The sequence below is a fragment of the Salinicoccus jeotgali genome (genome assembly GCF_055379195.1).
On record NZ_AP043830.1, the window covers coordinates 244,620 to 264,157 of the forward strand.

The 19,538-nt window shown below is 43.9% G+C and carries 20 protein-coding genes; 15 read left to right on the plus strand and 5 right to left on the minus strand.

Annotated elements, in window-relative coordinates; all coding sequences use genetic code 11:
• Positions 1–11 precede the first annotated feature (11 nt).
• Complete coding sequence (locus ACZ43I_RS01230) at positions 12–674, plus strand: Crp/Fnr family transcriptional regulator (RefSeq protein WP_344703457.1); 663 nt, start codon at positions 12–14, stop codon at positions 672–674.
• A 65-nt stretch (positions 675–739) separates the two neighbouring features.
• Positions 740–1,207, plus strand: a complete 468-nt coding sequence (locus ACZ43I_RS01235; RefSeq protein ID WP_344703459.1) for a Dps family protein — start codon at positions 740–742, stop codon at positions 1,205–1,207.
• 132 nt (positions 1,208–1,339) lie between these two features.
• Here ACZ43I_RS01235 and ACZ43I_RS01240 read toward each other — a convergent pair whose 3' ends face one another.
• Complete coding sequence (locus ACZ43I_RS01240; protein ID WP_344703461.1) at positions 1,340–2,929, minus strand: BCCT family transporter; 1,590 nt, start codon at positions 2,927–2,929, stop codon at positions 1,340–1,342.
• A gap of 147 nt (positions 2,930–3,076) precedes the next feature.
• On the opposite strand from ACZ43I_RS01240, the gene ACZ43I_RS01245 reads away from it, so the two are divergent.
• Entirely contained in the window at positions 3,077–3,517 is a 441-nt protein-coding gene (locus ACZ43I_RS01245; RefSeq protein ID WP_344703462.1) for a MarR family winged helix-turn-helix transcriptional regulator, read from the plus strand.
• Positions 3,518–3,621: 104 nt separating this feature from the next.
• Here ACZ43I_RS01245 and ACZ43I_RS01250 read toward each other — a convergent pair whose 3' ends face one another.
• Positions 3,622–3,843 carry an HAD hydrolase-like protein gene (locus tag ACZ43I_RS01250; RefSeq protein ID WP_344703464.1) on the minus strand — a complete coding sequence of 74 codons (222 nt, stop codon included), beginning with the start codon at positions 3,841–3,843 and terminating at the stop codon, positions 3,622–3,624.
• Positions 3,844–3,913: 70 nt separating this feature from the next.
• Between ACZ43I_RS01250 and ACZ43I_RS01255 the strand changes: the two genes are divergently transcribed.
• Complete coding sequence (locus ACZ43I_RS01255) at positions 3,914–4,582, plus strand: transposase (protein ID WP_344703107.1); 669 nt, start codon at positions 3,914–3,916, stop codon at positions 4,580–4,582.
• A gap of 47 nt (positions 4,583–4,629) precedes the next feature.
• A complete protein-coding gene (locus tag ACZ43I_RS01260; protein ID WP_464761327.1) occupies positions 4,630–5,475 on the plus strand; it encodes an IS3 family transposase in 846 nt (281 codons plus the stop codon).
• A 71-nt stretch (positions 5,476–5,546) separates the two neighbouring features.
• On the opposite strand, the gene ACZ43I_RS01265 is transcribed toward ACZ43I_RS01260, so the two are convergent.
• Complete coding sequence (locus ACZ43I_RS01265; RefSeq protein WP_344703587.1) at positions 5,547–6,005, minus strand: HAD family hydrolase; 459 nt, start codon at positions 6,003–6,005, stop codon at positions 5,547–5,549.
• Between the two features lie 115 nt (positions 6,006–6,120).
• Here ACZ43I_RS01265 and malQ point away from each other — a divergent pair, with 115 nt between their 5' ends.
• Together malQ and ACZ43I_RS01275 are read left to right on the plus strand one after the other, a co-directional pair.
• Positions 6,121–7,602 carry a 4-alpha-glucanotransferase gene (gene malQ / locus ACZ43I_RS01270; protein WP_464761669.1) on the plus strand — a complete coding sequence of 494 codons (1,482 nt, stop codon included), beginning with the start codon at positions 6,121–6,123 and terminating at the stop codon, positions 7,600–7,602.
• Complete coding sequence (locus ACZ43I_RS01275) at positions 7,599–9,947, plus strand: glycogen/starch/alpha-glucan phosphorylase (protein ID WP_344703591.1); 2,349 nt, start codon at positions 7,599–7,601, stop codon at positions 9,945–9,947. The genes malQ and ACZ43I_RS01275 overlap by 4 nt, the downstream gene beginning before the upstream one ends.
• Positions 9,948–9,993: 46 nt before the next feature.
• On the opposite strand, the gene ACZ43I_RS01280 is transcribed toward ACZ43I_RS01275, so the two are convergent.
• Entirely contained in the window at positions 9,994–10,419 is a 426-nt protein-coding gene (locus tag ACZ43I_RS01280) for a hypothetical protein (protein ID WP_344703593.1), read from the minus strand.
• Between the two features lie 21 nt (positions 10,420–10,440).
• Positions 10,441–11,157 (minus strand): SDR family NAD(P)-dependent oxidoreductase, encoded by a 717-nt coding sequence (locus tag ACZ43I_RS01285; protein ID WP_344703595.1) that lies wholly within the window; start codon positions 11,155–11,157, stop codon positions 10,441–10,443.
• Positions 11,158–11,295: 138 nt separating this feature from the next.
• Here ACZ43I_RS01285 and kynU point away from each other — a divergent pair, with 138 nt between their 5' ends.
• The 8 genes from kynU to ACZ43I_RS01325 all read left to right on the plus strand — a co-directional run bounded on the left by kynU (position 11,296) and on the right by ACZ43I_RS01325 (position 19,529).
• A complete protein-coding gene (gene kynU / locus ACZ43I_RS01290; RefSeq protein WP_344703599.1) occupies positions 11,296–12,561 on the plus strand; it encodes a kynureninase in 1,266 nt (421 codons plus the stop codon).
• Positions 12,561–13,190, plus strand: coding sequence for an arylformamidase (gene kynB, locus ACZ43I_RS01295; protein WP_344703603.1), 630 nt, complete (start codon positions 12,561–12,563; stop codon positions 13,188–13,190). The genes kynU and kynB overlap by 1 nt, the downstream gene beginning before the upstream one ends.
• Positions 13,183–14,025 carry a tryptophan 2,3-dioxygenase gene (locus ACZ43I_RS01300; RefSeq protein ID WP_344703605.1) on the plus strand — a complete coding sequence of 281 codons (843 nt, stop codon included), beginning with the start codon at positions 13,183–13,185 and terminating at the stop codon, positions 14,023–14,025. The genes kynB and ACZ43I_RS01300 overlap by 8 nt, the downstream gene beginning before the upstream one ends.
• Positions 14,026–14,041: 16 nt before the next feature.
• Positions 14,042–14,362: a hypothetical protein gene (locus ACZ43I_RS01305; RefSeq protein ID WP_344703607.1), complete on the plus strand. Its 321-nt coding sequence runs from the start codon at positions 14,042–14,044 to the stop codon at positions 14,360–14,362.
• Positions 14,363–14,489: 127 nt separating this feature from the next.
• Positions 14,490–15,476 (plus strand): TAXI family TRAP transporter solute-binding subunit, encoded by a 987-nt coding sequence (locus ACZ43I_RS01310; protein WP_344703609.1) that lies wholly within the window; start codon positions 14,490–14,492, stop codon positions 15,474–15,476.
• Between the two features lie 4 nt (positions 15,477–15,480).
• A complete protein-coding gene (locus ACZ43I_RS01315; protein ID WP_344703611.1) occupies positions 15,481–16,008 on the plus strand; it encodes a DUF1850 domain-containing protein in 528 nt (175 codons plus the stop codon).
• A complete protein-coding gene (locus tag ACZ43I_RS01320) occupies positions 15,998–18,223 on the plus strand; it encodes a TRAP transporter permease (protein WP_344703613.1) in 2,226 nt (741 codons plus the stop codon). The genes ACZ43I_RS01315 and ACZ43I_RS01320 overlap by 11 nt, the downstream gene beginning before the upstream one ends.
• Before the next feature lie 157 nt (positions 18,224–18,380).
• Positions 18,381–19,529, plus strand: coding sequence for an NAD-dependent epimerase/dehydratase family protein (locus tag ACZ43I_RS01325; RefSeq protein WP_344703615.1), 1,149 nt, complete (start codon positions 18,381–18,383; stop codon positions 19,527–19,529).
• Positions 19,530–19,538: the final 9 nt, after the last annotated feature.

Below are 19,538 nucleotides of genomic sequence, written 5' to 3' on the forward strand. Positions count from 1 at the left end.
GGCATTATGTAATGGAACAACACGCCAATCATAAGATGTGTGTCAGGAAAGTCCCGATTTTCAACCATCTTACCGATAAGGAAATGGATGAAGTATTCAACCAGGTCAATTCAAAAACTTACAAAAGGCAAGAGCATCTTTATATGGCAGGAGACCCCGAAAACGCTCTGTTTGTCCTTCATCGCGGAAAGATTCGTATATACCGTCTGAACGAAGAGGGCAAAGAACAGTTGATCCGCGTCCTCATGCCGGGAGACTTTACCGGTGAACTGGCTCTTTTTGGGGGGGAGACAATGCATGACTCCTATGCTGAAGCAGCAGAAGATTCGAAAGTATGTGAGATTCAAAAGAAAGAATTGTACACGCTTCTTAAGGAGTATCCAGAGATCGGAATCAAAATAATAGAACGATTTTCTGAACGCTTGAGTGAAGTCGAACAACAGGCCACCAATATTTCATTGCTTAGCAGTGAAGAGCGGTTGATTGAATTCATACGGACGGATGTGGATGAGAACGATCGTTTGAAGCTATCGATGACGAAAAAGGATCTGGCGTCCTACTTGAGTATGCAGCCTGAGACACTGACCCGGCTATTCAAGAAATTGGAACAAGACGAGGTATTGGAAAGGGTCGACCATAAAACCTACAATCTGTTGGACTACAGCATACTGTAAGAAGTTTATAGACGGTGGACCAGGGTATATTTAATAATGATATCAATCAGGAAAGGTGATTATTAATGGCTAATTCAGATCGTAAACAGGAAGTAAGAAATGCACTTAATCTGCAAGTCGCCAATTTTACAGTGTTATGGACTAAGCTTCACAATTATCATTGGTACGTTAAAGGAAACAACTTCTTCTCATTACACGACAAATTTGAAGAGTTGTATGACACTGCAGCAGAATATGTGGATGAGCTTGCAGAGCGTCTACTTGCTATTGGTGGGGAGCCTATCGGCAAACAATCTGAAGCAATTGAGAAGGCAACTGTAAAAGAAGCAGAATATGATATAGAGGCTAATGCGATGGTCAGACAGCTTGTCCAGGATTATGATAATATCATCCAGGAGCTTGATGAAGGCAGAAAAGTAGCCGAAGAAGCGGGAGATGACCGTACAGCGGATACTTTCATTAGCATGACTACGGATATAGAAAAAAATAATTGGATGCTTAAATCATTCTTGGGTAAAGAGGTTAAGCAATAGCCACAAATCGGATAATCAATATGAAGAAGCACCCCATGGGTATTGTGCAAACAATCCATAGGGTGCTTCTGTCTTACGAAATGACCAAATTAGGGCACGCCGAATCATTAAATTAAAGCATGGCGAGTATTACTAGTATGAATCACTTGAGACATTCTTCTTCTTCGCAGCTTCTTTTGTATTGTATTTCCAAGCTTCGTCCTTGTCGATCATCTTTATTACAGCATAGACGGTCAGGAACTGTAGAAGTATGATCGGTAATCCCATCATACCGGAAACAATTTCAAGAGGAGCGAGGCCTCCGATTTGCATGAGCACAAGGGCCAATCCTGTAATGACGATGGCAATGAATATCCTTAGGAATTTAGACGGATCCTGTTTACTCATGTCATTCTTGCTTGTATAGGCAGCAATTGTAAACGTTGTAGAGTCGAGTGTCGTAGTAAGGAAAATCATGGCGATGATGATATAGACGACCATCACTATGCTTGAGAATGGCAATGTCTGAAGGATATCAGGTATTATTTGCACCGCTTCCTGTTCGCTTGCCAATGCCAATACATCGAGTTCTCCGTTCAGTTGGCTGTAGACTCCAATGCCTCCCAATACTCCTGTAGCGATCCAAGAAAGTAATGTCGGTGCGAGAAGATAAGTCAGGATCATTTCCTTTATCGTTCTTCCCTTGGATATTTTGGCGGCAAAGATACTGTGGAGCATCGCCCAAGTAGAGCTATATGCAATCCAGAATATCATGTGGTCACGCATATGCGCAGATTGTTCCACGGCTAATGAATCTGTAAAAAAGGAATAGGCGAAATAATTATTCAGTAGATGGCCAACCGTGTCTGTAAAATAATCAAAGATGAAAACGCCCGGACCGATGATCAATATGAATACTGCAAGCAACCCTGCAAGGTACATGTTCGCCACGCTCAACCGCTTGATGCCTTTCTCGATGCCGAGGTATGCACTGAGCGAGAACAATGATACCCAGATGATGGTGACAATCATGGTCATGGTGAATGTCACTTCCATATCAAGAAGGGCAGCCAGGTTGGATGTGATGATCGGTGTGCCCAACCCTAGCGTGACGGCAGCACCTGAAAGGATGCTGACAAGGAAAAGTATATCTATAAGTATACCGCCGATGCCATCAGTGAATTTATCTCCAAAGATGACGCGTGTCGCTTCTGAAATGCGCATCATCGGTCGTTTCTTTACGTGGATGATATAAGCGACTGCAGGAGCAGTCATGACAAATATGGAGAAGATCTGGAAGCTCCACATGTACATTGCATAGGCGTTACCCCATAATAGGGCTTCATTGGAACCAGCTTCTATACCGAAAGGGGGATTGTTTGCAACTTCGGCCCACTGTATCATACCAGTTCTCATTATGGTGGAACCGAGTCCCATTGCAATCAGTATTGAAGCGTAGGATAATAATGAAAACCGCGGCTTCTCACCAGGGTCCCCCAGTACGACTTTTCCGTATTTTGAAAAAGAGAGATAAAGGCCAAGTCCGAAAAGAATGGTGGCATACCAGATGTAGCCCCATCCGAACGATGCTATAATCTGATTAAAAATACCGTTGAGTATTTTTAAAGATTGTGACTCATAGAATGAGAAGGGTATGCTTATTGCAATGATTAGTAAAATGGAAGGTAGAAATATTTTCCAATCGATCGCCCTCCATCCAGTGAGTTTTGGTTTGTTCGACATTTTATTTTCCTCCTCGTCATTAAATTGTTACACTATATACATGCGTAATGCATATGTAAGCAGTGTAACATATTTTCAATCCCCAAAATGTTTTGTAGTACAATAAACGTTATGAAGATAATATAAACTTGAATGGAGAAATGAATCATGGATGAATCCAACGACCAAGCACTATCCTTGAAATTATACGTTATACTCCACCACGCTTTCCATGCCTTGCAGACTGAAGCTTTCAGGGATATGCGGAAGCATGGTTTGAAACCTACAGCTTTTGCGGTACTTGAACTGTTGTATAGTAAAGGTCCCCAACAAATTCAGCATATTGGGGAAAAAGTATTGATTTCCTCAAGTTCAATTACGTATGTCGTGAATAATCTTGTACGAGAAGGATACGTTATGAAAGAGCAATACAGTGGCGATCGGCGCATCACTTATGCCAGCCTGACGGAAAATGGTCAAGAATTGATGAAACACACTTTTCCGGAGCATGCGAAGCGTCTTGAGCAGGTGTCCGGGGGACTGGATGCAGAAGAGAAGGCTCAGTTGATTGATTTACTGAAGAAGTTAGGTAAGAACGCCAGTGGCTGATATGAAATCCATAGTAAGGGGGCGACATGAATGTGTCGTCCTTTTTTGTGCTCAATTCGCCAAGTTTTAGGGCGCATCATATTGTTTCACAGGAAACATCCCCTTCAGTAATTCAGTATTTCTGTAAGTTCATCCAACCGTCTAACTATATAATCAGGGGCATAAGAATGCGGGTTCGTATGGTTGTAAGGGTTGAACCAGCATGTGTCTATTCCGCTATTGATGCCTCCTTTGATATCTGATGTCAACGAATCGCCGATGATGAGTGCTTCATCATGCCTAAATTCTGGAATATTCATAGCTACATGATCAAAAAAAGCCTTCATAGGTTTGATTTGACCCCCTCCAGGTTTACAGATGAAATAAAACATCTGTAAACCTGGAGGGGGTTCTTTTATGACTGACAAATATTATTCATTTGAAGAAAAGCTGAAAATGATTCAGGAATTGAGGGTAGGCATCAGTCCAAGCCATATATCCACAAAGCATCAGGTGTCTGTTGAGACACTTAGAAAGTGGCGGATAAAGTATGAGAAGCATGGTGCTGAGGGATTAAAGAAACGGGACAGGCATAGAACATATACCCGCGGCTTTAAAAAAATGGTCGCAAAAGAATATATGAATGGAATGATCTCCACTCACGAACTCGCACACAAATATGACATACCGTCGAAAACAACTGTTCGGAATTGGATTATACGTTACAATAATGGTGAAGAAATAAGAACGACGCGGGAGGGAGCTTCACCATTGACCAAGGGACGGAAAACAACGTACGCAGAACGGGTTGAGATTGCGCAGTATCATGCACAGGGGGATATCAGTTATCGTGAACTTGCCGAAAGATTTGAGGTGAGTTACCAGCAGGCCCGGAATATCATTGTGAAATACAAGGAATATGGTGAAATCGGCCTTGAGGACAGACGCGGAAAAGGAAAATCAGAAGACCAGCTCACTGAGACGGACCGCTTGAACAGAGAAATTTCCATGCTCAAAGCAGATAAACGAAAGCTTGAGGTGGAGAACGCCCTGCTAAAAAAGTTGGAGGAACTCGAGAGGGATTAAAATACAGCCGGGTTCCCAGTCACACGCTCCACACTGCCATCACTACGTTGCATAATGAAGGCTATGCCATCTCTGAATTATGCCATACGGCAGGCATCTCAAGACAAGCGTATTATCAATATCAGAAACGCCCCGTGCCACACGCTGAAGCAGAGAATGACACAGTGGCCAGTGCGATTGCCGAAATCTATGTTGAAACGGACGGCATCTATGGCTATCGTCAGATGTGCCATGCGGTCAACAAAGCCTTGAGGACGGGGTATAACAGGAAACGCATCTATCGGCTGATGACACGGATGGGCTTGAAATCGGTGACCCGGATCAAAAAGAAACAATACGTCCCCCACACACCGCAACAGGTCGCTGAGAACGTATTGAACAGAGATTTCCACGCAGCCCATGTGAATGAGAAATGGCTCACCGATGTGACTGAATTCAAAGCGCTGAACGGAGAGAAAGCCTACTTGAGCGCGATCATCGATCTGTACGACAACAGTATTGTGGCCTACAAATTCGGCCGTTCAAACAATAATCAGCTTGTTTTTGATACATTCACTTCTGCGATTCAAAAGCACCCGCAGGCAACGCCGCTTGTGCACAGTGACCGTGGCTTCCAGTACACCTCCTACGGCTTTAAAAAGATTCTGGATGCCCAGCAGATTCAACAAAGCATGTCCCGCGTCGGAAGATGCATCGATAATGGCCCGATTGAAGCATTCTGGGGAAAAATCAAATCGGAACGGTTCCACATCAGACGCAAGCAGAAGTACTATGCGGATTATCAAACAATTATAGAAGACATTACACGCTATATTGAGTTTTACAACCACCACAGACCGCAACACAAATTCAAGGGATTGAGTCCGCTGGAATTCAGGGCATTGGCGGCATAGAAAAACGCCTGAGAATCTCCATTCTCAGGCGGGAAACATTTATATTATTTCATCTGTCAACTTGGTAGGGTTCAGATCACCTCACTGATGAAAACATTTAAAAAATAAGGCTGCAAACCTGATTTGAAAAGTCGGACCTCCTGAGTCTCCTTGACGCCATTAGTGATGATATACAGATCATGATAACGTGACAAACTATGAAGGAGATCCAGGGTTCCGTCGAACAGCCGGGTGCCGTACTCGGTGATATTGCTGCGATACAGATTATCGACTTCATGACCATCGACTTCAAAGCCAAGGGTGGAGAAGAAACGCTCGTGGCGCAACTTCAAGACATCTTCTTTTGAGATCAGATCTTTTTCAAGCATCTCCCAATGCTTTCTGTTTATTTCCTTGTACACGCTAAAGTGCCGTGGGGTGCTCGTGACCCCATGATATTCAAGAACCTTCTTCAGAGCGGTATGTTCAGCGTGACCAAAGTCCAATAGTGTATCGTCCAAATCGAATAGTAGTGTTTTATAATCCTTCAAGTTTTAGCCTCCTTATAATGTGTGGTAACATCATCAATTATAAAGTTATTTTAATGTAAATGCATATGGTATACTTAAGTGAAATTGCAAACGTTTGCACAAAAGGAGGATGCATATGGAAGAGCGCTCCAGTGGAATATTGCTTCATATATCTGCATTACCCGGGAAATACGGAATTGGTGATTTTGGGGAAAATGCATACCAATTTGTAGATTTTCTCAGCGCTTCGAGAACCCAGTACTGGCAGATACTGCCGCTTGGCATTACAAGTTATGGGGACTCGCCCTATCAAAGTTTTTCCGCCTTTGCCGGCAACCCTTATTTTATCGACTTGGATAGGATCGTTGAATCCGGTTGGCTGAGGAAATCTGAAATCACGAAGACGGATCTGGGTGAAGATGACGACACAGTCGATTACGCAAAATTATATAAGGGTAAAATGGCGTTGTTGGATACAGCATTTCAACGTGCGTATCCGGATGTGAAAAGTGAATTGGAATCCATGATGGAGCGCCATTCAGATTGGCTGCCGGATTTCGCTCTGTTTATGGCGATCAAACGGACCCATGATAATGCAGCTTGGACGGAATGGCCTGAACACTACCGCCTACGGGATGAGAAGACGCTACAGCACTTCTATGGGAGGCATGAAGCGGAAATAATGTTTTGGGTATTCACCCAATATCTCTTCTTTGAACATTGGCATGACCTTAAGGAGTATGCCAATGGGAAAGGTATAAAGATCATTGGGGACATACCTATTTATGTGGCTGCAGATAGTGTCGATGTATGGTCACGACCAGACCTCTATAAGCTTGATGAAAACTTGCATCCAAGTGTGGTGGCAGGAGTACCACCCGATATGATGAGTGATACCGGACAGCTGTGGGGGAACCCTATCTACGACTGGAAGAAGATGAAGGAAGAAGGTTACCATTGGTGGATCAGACGTGTCGAAGAAAGTTTCGAATTATATGACACTGTGCGGATTGATCATTTCAGAGGGTTTGAAGCATATTGGGAAGTGCCGGCCCAGGACGAAACAGCTGAAAATGGGAGATGGGTGAAAGGTCCTGGACTGCCTCTCTTTGAAGCCATACGTGAAAAATTAGGTGAGAAGGATATACTGGCCGAAGATCTTGGATTCCTTACCGAGGAAGTCTATGAACTTATTGCCTCGACCGGCTATCCAGGAATGAAAGTGCTTCAATTTGGTTTCGGAGGCAAAGAATCGGAATATCTTCCTCATAACTATACAAGGCACACAATTGCCTATACAGGTAACCATGATACACAGACCACAAAGGGATGGCTCGCCAGCGCGGATAGTGATACTTTCAATAAAGTCCAAGCATATTTGAACCTGACTGAGGCAGAGGGGCACGTAAACGGATGCATCCGAGGTGTTTTTGCATCCAGTTCGAATCTTGCAATAATACCTGTGCAGGATCTTCTGGGTTTGGGCGATGCTGCGCGGTTTAATGTCCCATCCACAATTGGAGGCAATTGGGAATGGCGTCTGACACCGGGGTCGCTCACCAAAGCACATAAAGACTATCTAAAAAATATAAACGAACGATACGGGAGGTCGCTATGACATCATTAAAACTTAAAGAAAGAATCGAAGGGCAAGCGTATGAGAGCCATGGACAATCCTTCTATGAATTGAATGAAAAAGAACAGTTCATCGTGGTTGGCAATGCAGTCATGGAACAGCTTGTGCCAAGGTGGATAGAATCAAAAAATAAATTCAAAAAGAAGAAACAGGCCTACTACCTGTCTGCAGAGTTCCTGATGGGGCGCGCACTCAGTAATAATCTTGTCAATTTAGGTATGGAAGATGAGGTCAAACGTACACTTGCAGAGATGGGAGTCGACTATAATGCCCTCGAGGAAGCTGAGGATGATGCAGGTCTTGGAAACGGAGGATTGGGTCGTCTGGCTGCTTGTTTCCTCGACTCAGGGGCAACCCTTGACTATCCTTTATCGGGTTATGGAATCCTTTACCAATATGGCATATTCAAGCAAAACTTTGTTAATGGTTTTCAAGTGGAGGAAGCGGATCCGTGGCTTGAACATGACAATCCGTGGCTTATAAAGAACAGCAATGACACGAGGGTTGTTGAATTCAGTGAAGAGGACAAAGTAGAAGCGGTCCCTTATGATATGCCGATTGTAGGGTATGGTGGGGAGACAATCAATACGCTACGTCTATGGAAAGCGGAAGCCATCAATAAATTCGATTTTAATGCATTCGACGAGGGCAAGTATATCGAATCTGTCCGTGCCCAGAACGAAGCAGAAACGATTTCGCGTATCCTCTACCCCAATGACTCGACATATGAAGGTAAACGTCTCAGATTGAGGCAGCAGTATTTCTTCACATCTGCCTCTTTACAGGATCTTATGGAGAAGTATAAGGCGGAAGGTCATAAGAATTATGATGATTTCTCCAAGATGCATTCCATACAGTTGAACGACACCCATCCAGCCATGGCGATACCTGAGTTAATTCGACTGCTTGAAAATGAAGGTGTGGAGTTCGAAAAAGCTTTCGATATCACGCAAAAATCGATGGCGTATACGAACCATACGCTACTGGCAGAAGCACTGGAAGTTTGGGAAAAGGATTTGTTCATCTCGGCAGTGCCGAATCTCTACCCTTATATTGAACAAATCAATGCACGTCTGATCGGCGAACTAAAAGAGTGGAATGTAGATGAGTCAGATTGGCATAAATACCTGATCATCCAAAACAACTCGATTCATATGGCTTTTATGTCCATCTATGCAACTAGTGCTGTCAACGGTGTAGCTGCCATCCACACCGAACTGTTGAAAACGGATGTCATCAAAGCGTGGCATGATATTTTTCCTGACCGCATACTCAATAAGACTAACGGCATCACTCAAAGGAGATGGCTATTGCAATCGAATCCTCAACTAAGTGAAATGATCACCGATCTGATTGGTTCAAAAGATTGGATCACTGATTTGATGAAGTTGAAGGGTATTGAAGGAAGATTTGAAGAAGAGGAAGTATTGGAGCGCTTCATAGATATCAAGAAAGAAAAGAAAGTGGAACTTGCCGATTATATACGCTTCCACGAGGAAGTCGATATCGACCCCGATTCCATCTTCGACATCCAGATAAAACGACTGCACGAATATAAGCGTCAGCTTATGATGGCATTCTATATAGCAGACTTGTATAACCGCATCAAAGCAGACCCTGATGCCGATTGGACCAAGAGGAGCTTCATCTTTGGAGCGAAGGCGGCTCCCGGCTATTATGCTGCAAAATCAATCATCAAATTCATCAATGAGCTTGCAAATAGGGTGAATAAAGATCCGGAGGTCAACAATATCATCAAGGTCGTGTTCGTGGAAAACTATGGTGTCTCCTATGCGGAGAAACTGTTCCCAGCAGCCGATGTCTCAGAACAGATTTCCCTGGCAGGGAAGGAAGCTTCTGGAACAGGTAATATGAAATTCATGCTGAATGGAGCGGTGACAGTCGGTACGATGGATGGTGCGAACGTGGAAATCGTAGAAGAAGCGGGTCGAGAGAACAATTACATCTTTGGAATGGAAGTTGAAGAAGTTGTAGAAAAACGTGGTAAATATGACCCCCAAAAGGCTCTTAAGAAGACAGAGGGATTGAAAGACGTTGTCGAGTCTCTTGTTGATGGCACTTTCAATGATAATAACACTGGTATGTTCCAAGATTTATATGACAGCCTCATTCATGAAGATCAGTACTTCGTGCTGGAAGATTTTGCGAGCTATCGTGAGGCGCAGGATCAGATAGAAAGTGATTTTAAAGACCCGAAGATGTTTTACAGGAAAGGATTCATCAATATGGCGAACGCTGGTAAATTTTCATCCGACCGGACGCTTGAAGAGTACGCAAAAGAAATATGGCTCGTCAATAAAGGATGACTGCATAAGAAATGCCCAGCCGTAATCGGCTGGGCATTTCTTTTTACTATTCGGCCAGTAGGAATGCTTCTTCATCGCGTGAATGGATTTCATCTACAATGACGATTGAAACAGAGTAATCTACAAGCTTTTGGAAATCGACTTCATCTTTGGCAAGCTCTTCCTTCATCTTATCGATCATGATCCGCATCAGATCGTGATCCCGGGTAAGATGTTGGATCTTGTCATGCATACCGGGATTATTGCGTACAGTTTCTTCATATAGCCCTGATTCTTCCTCTTCGCTGTCGGCATGTGTCAATATACGCTGTTCAACAAATTCGATGAACGATTGCATTTCTTCAGCAAGTTCCTTATGTTCCATTTTATTCAGCATAATTTTCATATCGGCTACGTGATCCTCTGCACCTCCTAGACTTGCATCGTGGATGGCTCTATGTGCATGCAATTGCTTCAGGGCAGGTCCTGCCATGTCGTCACTCCTTATCATTCATTATTTTTGGATGGGATTAGTCGCCCACATTTGACTTGTTTTGATGAAAGTTCTCGGATTCAGTTTGAGTTGGCTGACGATGATGTCTGCAATATCTTCTGGATGAGTCATAGATTCTTCTTCCAAATTAGACTCACCTATTAGATCAGTCAGGACAGCTGAGGGGGTCAAATAGGAAACGCGTATATTATGTCTGCGCATTTCCTGCATCACTCCTTCAGTCATACCTATGACTGCATATTTAGTAGCAGAATAGAGTGAACTGTTTGGCGAGGCCTTCAGGCCAGACATGGAAGAGATATTGATGACGTCTCCAATTCCCTGTTCTTGCATCATTGGAAGGATGCTATGCATCATATTGTAGATGCCGTATACGTTGACGCCCATCATTTCACTTAAATCATCCTGCGAGCTCTCGAGGAATGGCATGTGATTCATGATTCCGGCATTATTGATGAGTATATCAATTCGTGCGAATGCGTCTTTCACTTCGTTCAACATGCGTGTTACATCCTCATTGCTTGAAACATCTCCGTTCAAGGCCACAATCTGTACACCATGTTTTCTGAGCGAATCGGCGGCATCTGCCAGAGTATCGGCGTTCCTTCCGATTATTGCTACGTTTACACCTTCTTCGGCCAAAGCATGGGCCGTTGCCAAGCCAATGCCGCGTGTGCCGCCGGTAATGACTGCATACTTACCTGTAATATCCTGCATATACAATTCTCCTTCTTGTTCGTTACTGTAACGTCATTATAACAAAGAGGGGGAGAACAGACATGGATGAGACTTTAATTGTGGAGATTTCGCTGTATAATGGAGAAAAGGCTTACATTTATAATAAGGAGGCATATTATGGAAGAATGGTTGAAAGTAGCACACAGTAAAGATTCAAATGATTCATTGGCGAAATTCAGATCACAATTCTACATCGGCTCAGGCAGTTATTATATGGACGGCAACTCCCTAGGGCTGATGAGCAAGGCAGCTGAGGAAAGCCTGCTCTCGGTCATGGAAGATTGGAAACGCCATGGCATCGATGGATGGACCGAAGGGGAGCGGCCATGGTTCTATATGAGCGAACGTATTGGGGAAATGATGGCTGATCTCATCGGAGCCGAACATCACGAAGTGCTGGCGACGAATTCAACTACAATGAACATCCATCAGACGGTAAGGACGCTTTATAAACCAACAGAGGAAAGGCATAAAATTCTGGTGGATGAATTGAACTTTCCTTCTGATATCTATGCAGTGCAGGCAATTCTGGACGATTCAGGTTATCCCAACGGGATGGTTGAGGTGCCATCGGAGAATGGCCATACGTTATCAACAGATACCATCATAAATATGATGGATGAGAGTATCGCGCTTGTTATCCTACCGTCTGTATTATATAGAAGCGGTCAAATTCTGGAAATGGAACGAATAACAGAACACGCTCGGAAAAATGGCATCATTGTTGGATTTGATCTATGCCATTCCATCGGTGCGATACCCCATGATTTGAAAGAATGGGGAGTTGATTTTGCTGTATGGTGCACATACAAACATTTGAACGGCGGCCCCGGCTCTGTTGCAGGGCTGTATGTGAATGAGAAGCATCATCCCCATAAAGTTTCTTTGAGGGGATGGTTCGGCAACAATAAAGAAACCCAGTTTGATATGTCCCATAAGTTTGATCCTGCCTTGGATATCAGCCAATACCAAGTCGGAACCCCACACATCTTCTCCATGGCCCCGCTTCTTGGCTCGCTTGAAATATTCGAAGAGGCAGGAATTGCATCCGTCCGCGAAAAATCCCTCGAATTGACGGATTTCATGATTGCAATGATTGAAGATGTGTTCGAAGAAGGTGAAATTGAAATCGTCACTCCAAAAGACCATGATGCAAGAGGGGGACATATCCTCATTGGCCATCCTGATGCAGCAGGTATCAATGCAGCATTGAAATCTAAAGGAGTCATCCCCGATTTCAGAGCCCCAAGCTACGTTAGGATTGCACCTGTTGCACTCTATAACTCATTTGAAGATGTCTATAATACGATAAAGATACTAAAGGAAATTATGGATGGACGGCTATACAAGAAGTTTGAGAATAAGCGGGGAGTGATTGCCTGATGTGGATGGATATTACCCAGATGCTTGAAGCGGATATCGCACATTGGCCCGAAGACACGCCTTTTAGCTATGAACGTACTGTTACCAAGGCGGAGAGTGGTTCCGTGAATATCGGTAAAATCACAACAAGCACCCATATCGGTACTCATATTGATGCGCCTTTCCATTTCAAGGAAGACGGCGATACCGTCGATCAGCTGGATATCAACCGGTATATCGGAGAGGCGACGGTAATAGAAATAGAGAACTCCAAAGAACTGGGTCTTGAGGCAATCAGGCAGTTTGATATCCGAGGGGATATACTGCTTATAAAAACTAAAAGAAAATCCGACACTACAGTTTTTCCGGAAAGTATACCTGTGCTTGAAAAAAGGGCAGTGGAATATATGGCTGCTCAAGGAATCAAACTGTTCGGGACAGATGTCACTTCAGTAGATGCGATTGACTCTAAAACCCTTGATATTCATCATCTACTCCATGAGAGGGACATCATGATTCTTGAAAATGCAGTGCTGGACGATATCGCTCCAGGCTATTATGAATTCGTTGCATTGCCATTGAAGATTAAAGGGGCGGATGGTTCACCGGTGCGTGCTGCGCTGCAGTATAAGGGGGATTTAAATGACTGATTATCAGGATCATACACTGGACGGAGAAGAAGTGAAGACTGATTTTACAAAAGATATGACTTACAGCGAATATCTCAACCTGGAGCAGATATTGTTTGCTCAGGATACTATGAGTGAAGAGCACGACGAGACATTGTTCATCATCATTCACCAAGTGACCGAATTGTGGATGAAACTCATCATCCATGAAATGAATTCAGCCATTAAAGATATCATGGCGGATAATTTCAGGGAATCATTCAAAAAACTTGCGCGGGTGACGAATATACAACGTCAGATCATTGCTGCATGGGATGTACTTTCAACAATGACGCCGAGCGACTACTTGAAATTCAGGGATGCCCTTGGTAATGCCTCCGGATTCCAGTCCTATCAAAACCGCATGATGGAATTCAGTCTCGGCTACAAGACGACACATGCATTAAAAATTTATGAAAAAGATCCCATCATCCATGCGAAATTAAAAAAACAGATCATGACACCGAGCATCTATGATGAGGCTATACGTGCTGTGGACAGAGCAGGCTTCAATATAGACAAGAAAGTCCTCGAACGTGATGTAATGGAGAAATATGTACCTGACCCTTCCGTCAAAGAGGCCTTCAAGCAGATATACCTCAATACTGAAGATTATTTTGAGCTGTATGAAATGCTCGAAAAACTGGTTGATGTAGAAGACCTGTACAGTCAATGGCGGTTTAGGCATATGAAGACTGTCGAGAGGATCATCGGGTTCAAGAAAGGCACCGGAGGGAGTTCTGGTGTGAACTATCTGAAACGCGTCATAGATGATTATTTCTTCGAAGAACTTTGGGAACTGCGGACTGAACTATAGGAAAGGAGTGCATGTAATGCGTGATTTTGGGCAGACCAATATATTTGATGATGTGATAAAAGAAGATGAGACGTTTGTGATCGTTGTGCAGGAAGTGGCCGGGTCGGGTGCACGATTGCAGAAACGTGTCCTACGGGAGTATCCGGGTCTTAAGATGGAAGGAATGAAGCATTTATATGAACACTTGAAGGACGTCTATCTGGAAGAACCGTTCTCGGAAGATGGAAAGTACTTTGATATTACCGTCTATACTAATGAAGATTATGCAGGCGAAAATATTTATGCACATACCAAACGGCATAAAAACAGCAAGGTATGGACGACGACTCCGAAATAAAAGGCTCCTGAGGGGTCTTTTTTTTATGCTGATAAAATAGAATATTCTAAAAAATAAAGCCAATGTAAACGCTATTATGTTACAATATATAGTAAGTAAGATAAAAAATACAAAGGGGATTGGGATTATGAAGAAATTTTCATGGTTGCTTGTATTGATGATTTCCCTATCTTTTGCCTTAGCTGCCTGTGGCGGAGAAGGCGGGGACTCCAGCTCAGATGAAGGCGATTCTTCAGGAGATGGACAGGTTGAAAATGTCACTGTGTTGACTGGGGGAGAAGCAGGGGTATACTTCCCGATCGGTGTAGCGATGGCTGATATCATTGATTCCCAATTGGAAGATGTATCAGCTACTGGTGTTTCATCAGGTGCTTCCGTTTCCAATACGGAGCAGTTGAATAACGGTGAAGCACAGCTTGCACTTGTCCAGAATGATATTGCATACTACGGAGTAGAGGGAACGAACATGTTTGAAGAGCCTCTTGAAAATTACAGTGGGGTACTCACGCTTTATCCTGAAACGATTCAGTTAGTTACAATTGCTGACTCAGGCATTGAATCTGTATCGGATTTGGAAGGTAAACGTGTAGCGATTGGGGACGTCGGATCAGGAACTGAAGCCAACGCAAAACAGGTCCTTGAAGCCCATGGCTTGAGCGAATCCGATCTGGATGCACAGTATCTTGATTTCGCTGATGCCTCGACGAATCTTCAAGACGGCAATGTCGATGCAGCATTCGTTACAGCCGGAACTCCAACTGGTGCGATTCAGGAGTTGAGTGCCAGCGCAGATGTGAAATTGGTCAGTTTCGATCAGGATGCAATTGATTCATTGACAGAAGAATATTCCTATTATACACAACAGGATATTCCTGAAGATGCTTATGAAAACTTCGACAGTACAGCGACTACGGTAGCCGTACAGGCCATGGTAATTGCCTCCAATGATATTCCAGAAGAACAGATGTATGAAATGACGAAGGCACTTTTTGAAAATCTCGATGATCTGAGCAATGCCCATGTCCGTGGTGAAGAAGTGACGCTCGACACTGCACAGGATGGTATGCCGATCGATCTTCATCCAGGTGCTAAAAAATATTATGATGAGCAGTAATTGAATGGTAAGTAGTAATGATAAAAAGACATTGCGTCGCCGCAATGTCTTTTTCACCCTTATCGTAATTTCAACAGTAGCACTACTCGTCATTCTTTATATAACAACGCCTTTTCATATTTCAATCTCTGACATGGAAACAGGTGAGGTTCTATACAGCACCCGAATTGATGACGGGGAACGTTTCTCTGTTGAATACATACATTCAGTCGAACGCTCGCCTGTAAAGGAAATTTTTGAAGTGCGCGGTACGGATATATATACGATGGAAAGCCACACGGAATCATTTGGAGCCGGAATGCCCTATGAGGGGGACGTGATGGAACTCAAAGATGGCAAGTTCATCATCAGTGAAATCAACAGGCCTGTCCATGGTGGGGCTTTGAGAATACGCCCATCCTCTGTATTTCCTCATCATATTATGATAGGAGAGGATGACATACTCATTTCTGAACCGCCATTCAAAGGTAGAAATCTGGAGGTCAATGTCACCCGTGCCTTCTTTAAGAGAGGTGAAATCGATGGAAGATAAAGAACAGAAGAAATTGATCCAGGAACTGGAAGGGAGTGACAGGGAACTTGGGAAGAAGATGGGCCGATTAGTCAGTTTCGTGGCCCTATCCCTGGCATTCTTCCACCTCTATGTAGCTGGGTTTGGACTGCCTGGTATCGGGTCCAGAACTTTCTTGGTCATCCACCTTATATTGGGGGTCATCCTTGCGTTTTTGATCTTCCCGATAAAAAAAGGGTTAAATCAGAAAACAATACCTTGGTACGATTTGTGCCTTGCGGTTTTGACTTTAGGCATAGGAGTATATCTCATCAACCGGCAGACGGCTGAAGCTATAATGTCAGCTCGCCCCACTGAAGTGGATTTATTGGTAGGCGCGCTTTTTGTACTCATAGTCATTGAAGCCACACGTCGTGTAGTCGGGTTGCCTCTGGTCATAATAGCAGCCATTTTTATGGGTTATTTCTTTTTAGGACAATTCATGCCGGGGGATTTCTATCACAACCGAGGGGATTTTTCCCGATTTGTCTATGAAATTGTGTATCGCAGCAATGGTATATTCGGCACGCCAATCTATGCCTCAGCGCAATTTGTTTTCATCTTTATCCTGTTCGGTGCCATACTTGAATCGACTGGAGCGGGTAAGATGTTCATTGATCTGGCTATCAGGGGCTTTGGGAAATATAAGGGGGGGCCTGCTAAAGCCAGCGTGGTGGCGAGTGGCATGATGGGGAGTATCTCCGGGAGTTCTACAGCGAACGCAGTTACTACAGGCACATTCACAATACCTTTGATGAAGAAGGTGGGATTCCCCTCTCATGTGGCTGGTGGTGTTGAAGTAGCAGCTTCTTCAAGCGGGCAATTCCTGCCGCCTGTTATGGGAGCTGCGGCCTTCATCATGGTGGAATTCACGGGGATCCCTTATTATGAAATCATTAAAAGTGCATTCATTCCTGCGATATTGGCTTACGTCGGCATTTTGTTCATGGTCCATTTTGAAGCGGGTAAACATAATATCTCTGGGATGGAACGTTCTGAAATGTCCTCAGCACGGAAACTACTTATGAAACAAGGCTATATGCTAGTGCCGATATTGATTCTGCTGTACTATCTCGTTATTGAACGCGCATCGGTCAATGCTTCGGCATTCTATACGATCATAGCGATGATCGTCATAGCACTCTTCACCTATCGCTTCAAGGAACGTCTGGGAAGAACGATACTTTATGCGGCGATATTGCTTGCACTCACGTTTGCGATGCAGTATCTGGTTGGATACCTCAACCAGGGACTGGTCGCGTTGAATGATGTTTTTGGAACAAGAGTCTTCAACACTCAGACGATACGATGGAGAGACTCGATATTCACCATGGTATTGGGTGGAATCCTTGTGGCATTTCTATTTGGCATTTTCCAAAGGTCGATGAAACATGACAAGGTGAAGTCGGAATACGGAACCAAGGAATTGTTGGAAGGTTTCGACACCGCTTCTAGGAATGCGCTGAGCATCATAGTAGCGTGTGCAACTGCAGGGATTCTGATTGGGGTCATCACGACAAGCGGTTTGTCTACTAAATTCACACGTATCGTCATTGAGTTTTCAGACACCATTGAATCTTCACTACCGACCTTCATGATCACCGATAACACTCAAATTTATATTGCGTTGATATTAACAGTGTTTGCATGTCTGCTTCTCGGGCTTGGTTTGCCGACTACAGCGACTTATGTGGTACTTGCGGCAGTGATTGCGCCAGTGCTCACCAATTTGGGCTTGCCGATCATTGTGGCCCATCTCTTTGTCCTGTACTATGGTGTGCTTGCAGATGACACACCACCAATAAACCTGCCTGCCTATGCAACGGCTGGTATTGCGAACGCCGGTCCGATCCGTACAGGCGTGCAGGGCTTCAAATACGATTCTGCGGCACTTCTTCTGCCGTTTATGTTTGCGATAAATCCTACTATACTGCTGATTACAGATGCCACGGTACTTGAAATGGCATGGGCTGTCCTAACCGCTGCGATAGGAATGGCGACATTTGCGTCATTCATCCAAAACTATATGCTCACCCGTTACAATATCGTAGAGAGAGTGGTTGCGGTCGCTACTGCACTGTTGTTCATACAGAGCAGTCTGATGACGGACGGAGTAGCAATCGGGCTGTTCATCCTACTCGTGGCCTTCCAGTATTATAAGAAGAAAAAGCAGCAACGTACACCTGAAGCGGTTTAATCAGGAACCGGGTCCATCAGGATCTGGTTTCTTTTTAGCATTTCATCAAATAGTCATTAAAAGTTTGTCCGAAGCCATAAACATCTTTATAATAGTGTTGTATACTAGTGGTATACTGTGAGTATTGTAAATAACACTTGAAGCGAGGGATTTTTAAATGAGAATTATTGTAGCAGGAGGAGACGGATTCTGCGGGTGGCCTACAGCATTGTACCTTTCTGAGAAGGGCCATGATGTGACGATTGTAGACAATCTGGTGAGACGCAAAATCGATAATGAACTGCATTCCAACTCTGTAACACCAATTGCTTCGCTCCAGGAGCGCGTGGATAAATGGAAAGAACTCACCGGCAAAGAGATCAAAGTGTATGAAGGGGATCTTAACCATTATGATTTCTTGACTCTGGTCTTTAAAAATGAGCGCCCAGAAGCATTTGTGCATTTTGCCGAGCAACGGTCAGCACCGTATTCCATGATCGATCGTGAGCATGCGGTCTATACTCAGCAAAATAACGTACTGGGTAATCTCAACGTACTTTATGCAATCAAAGAATTCGAACCTGATTGCCATCTCATAAAGCTCGGAACGATGGGTGAATATGGACAGCCGAACATAGACATCGAGGAAGGGTACATAGAGATCGAACATAAAGGTAGAAAAGATACCCTGCCGTTCCCTAAACAACCTGGGTCTTTCTATCACCTTACAAAAGTTCATGATACTCATAATATCATGTTCGCCTGTAAAATCTGGGGTATCCGTGCAACTGATCTCAACCAGGGCATCGTCTATGGTTTGAACACTGAAGAAACAAAAAAAGACCCAGCTTTAGCTAACCGTCTTGACTACGATGCCGTTTTCGGTACAGCCCTAAACCGGTTCTTGGTACAGGCTGCAATTGGTCATGACATCACCGTTTACGGTTCAGGAGGCCAGACTCGCGCCTTCCTGAATATACAAGACACTGTCCGTTGTGTTGAAATTGCTGCGGAAAATCCGGCTGAACAAGGTGAATTCCGTGTCTTCAACCAATTCACAGAGTCATTCTCTGTTCAAGAACTTGCTGAGAAGACTAAAAAAGCAGCAGAAGAGTTGAACGTTGAAGCAACAGTAAAATCAATAGAAAACCCACGTGTTGAAAATGAAGACCACTACTACAATGCAGTGAACACAAACCTGATCGACCTTGGTCTTGAGCCACATCTGCTGACGCAGAATGTCCTTAAAGAAATCCTCCAGGAAGCAATGGAACATAAGGACCGTATCATTGTAGATAATGTTCTTCCTCAAGTGACTTGGAAATAGAAAGAGGTA

Bases quoted from the DNA above. Each gene is read 5' to 3' on its own strand.
- ACZ43I_RS01315 (WP_344703611.1), top strand. From the start codon at position 15,481: ATGGTAAGTAGTAATGATAAAAAGACATTGCGTCGCCGCAATGTCTTT.
- ACZ43I_RS01280 (WP_344703593.1), bottom strand. From the start codon at position 10,419: ATGGCAGGACCTGCCCTGAAGCAATTGCATGCACATAGAGCCATCCAC.
- ACZ43I_RS01285 (WP_344703595.1), bottom strand. From the start codon at position 11,157: ATGCAGGATATTACAGGTAAGTATGCAGTCATTACCGGCGGCACACGC.
- ACZ43I_RS01235 (WP_344703459.1), top strand. From the start codon at position 740: ATGGCTAATTCAGATCGTAAACAGGAAGTAAGAAATGCACTTAATCTG.
- ACZ43I_RS01305 (WP_344703607.1), top strand. From the start codon at position 14,042: ATGCGTGATTTTGGGCAGACCAATATATTTGATGATGTGATAAAAGAA.
- ACZ43I_RS01275 (WP_344703591.1), top strand. From the start codon at position 7,599: ATGACATCATTAAAACTTAAAGAAAGAATCGAAGGGCAAGCGTATGAG.
- ACZ43I_RS01255 (WP_344703107.1), top strand. From the start codon at position 3,914: ATGACTGACAAATATTATTCATTTGAAGAAAAGCTGAAAATGATTCAG.
- kynU (WP_344703599.1), top strand. From the start codon at position 11,296: ATGGAAGAATGGTTGAAAGTAGCACACAGTAAAGATTCAAATGATTCA.
- ACZ43I_RS01230 (WP_344703457.1), top strand. From the start codon at position 12: ATGGAACAACACGCCAATCATAAGATGTGTGTCAGGAAAGTCCCGATT.
- ACZ43I_RS01325 (WP_344703615.1), top strand. From the start codon at position 18,381: ATGAGAATTATTGTAGCAGGAGGAGACGGATTCTGCGGGTGGCCTACA.
- ACZ43I_RS01320 (WP_344703613.1), top strand. From the start codon at position 15,998: ATGGAAGATAAAGAACAGAAGAAATTGATCCAGGAACTGGAAGGGAGT.
- malQ (WP_464761669.1), top strand. From the start codon at position 6,121: ATGGAAGAGCGCTCCAGTGGAATATTGCTTCATATATCTGCATTACCC.
- ACZ43I_RS01300 (WP_344703605.1), top strand. From the start codon at position 13,183: ATGACTGATTATCAGGATCATACACTGGACGGAGAAGAAGTGAAGACT.
- ACZ43I_RS01250 (WP_344703464.1), bottom strand. From the start codon at position 3,843: ATGAAGGCTTTTTTTGATCATGTAGCTATGAATATTCCAGAATTTAGG.
- ACZ43I_RS01310 (WP_344703609.1), top strand. From the start codon at position 14,490: ATGAAGAAATTTTCATGGTTGCTTGTATTGATGATTTCCCTATCTTTT.
- ACZ43I_RS01240 (WP_344703461.1), bottom strand. From the start codon at position 2,929: ATGTCGAACAAACCAAAACTCACTGGATGGAGGGCGATCGATTGGAAA.
- ACZ43I_RS01245 (WP_344703462.1), top strand. From the start codon at position 3,077: ATGGATGAATCCAACGACCAAGCACTATCCTTGAAATTATACGTTATA.
- kynB (WP_344703603.1), top strand. From the start codon at position 12,561: ATGTGGATGGATATTACCCAGATGCTTGAAGCGGATATCGCACATTGG.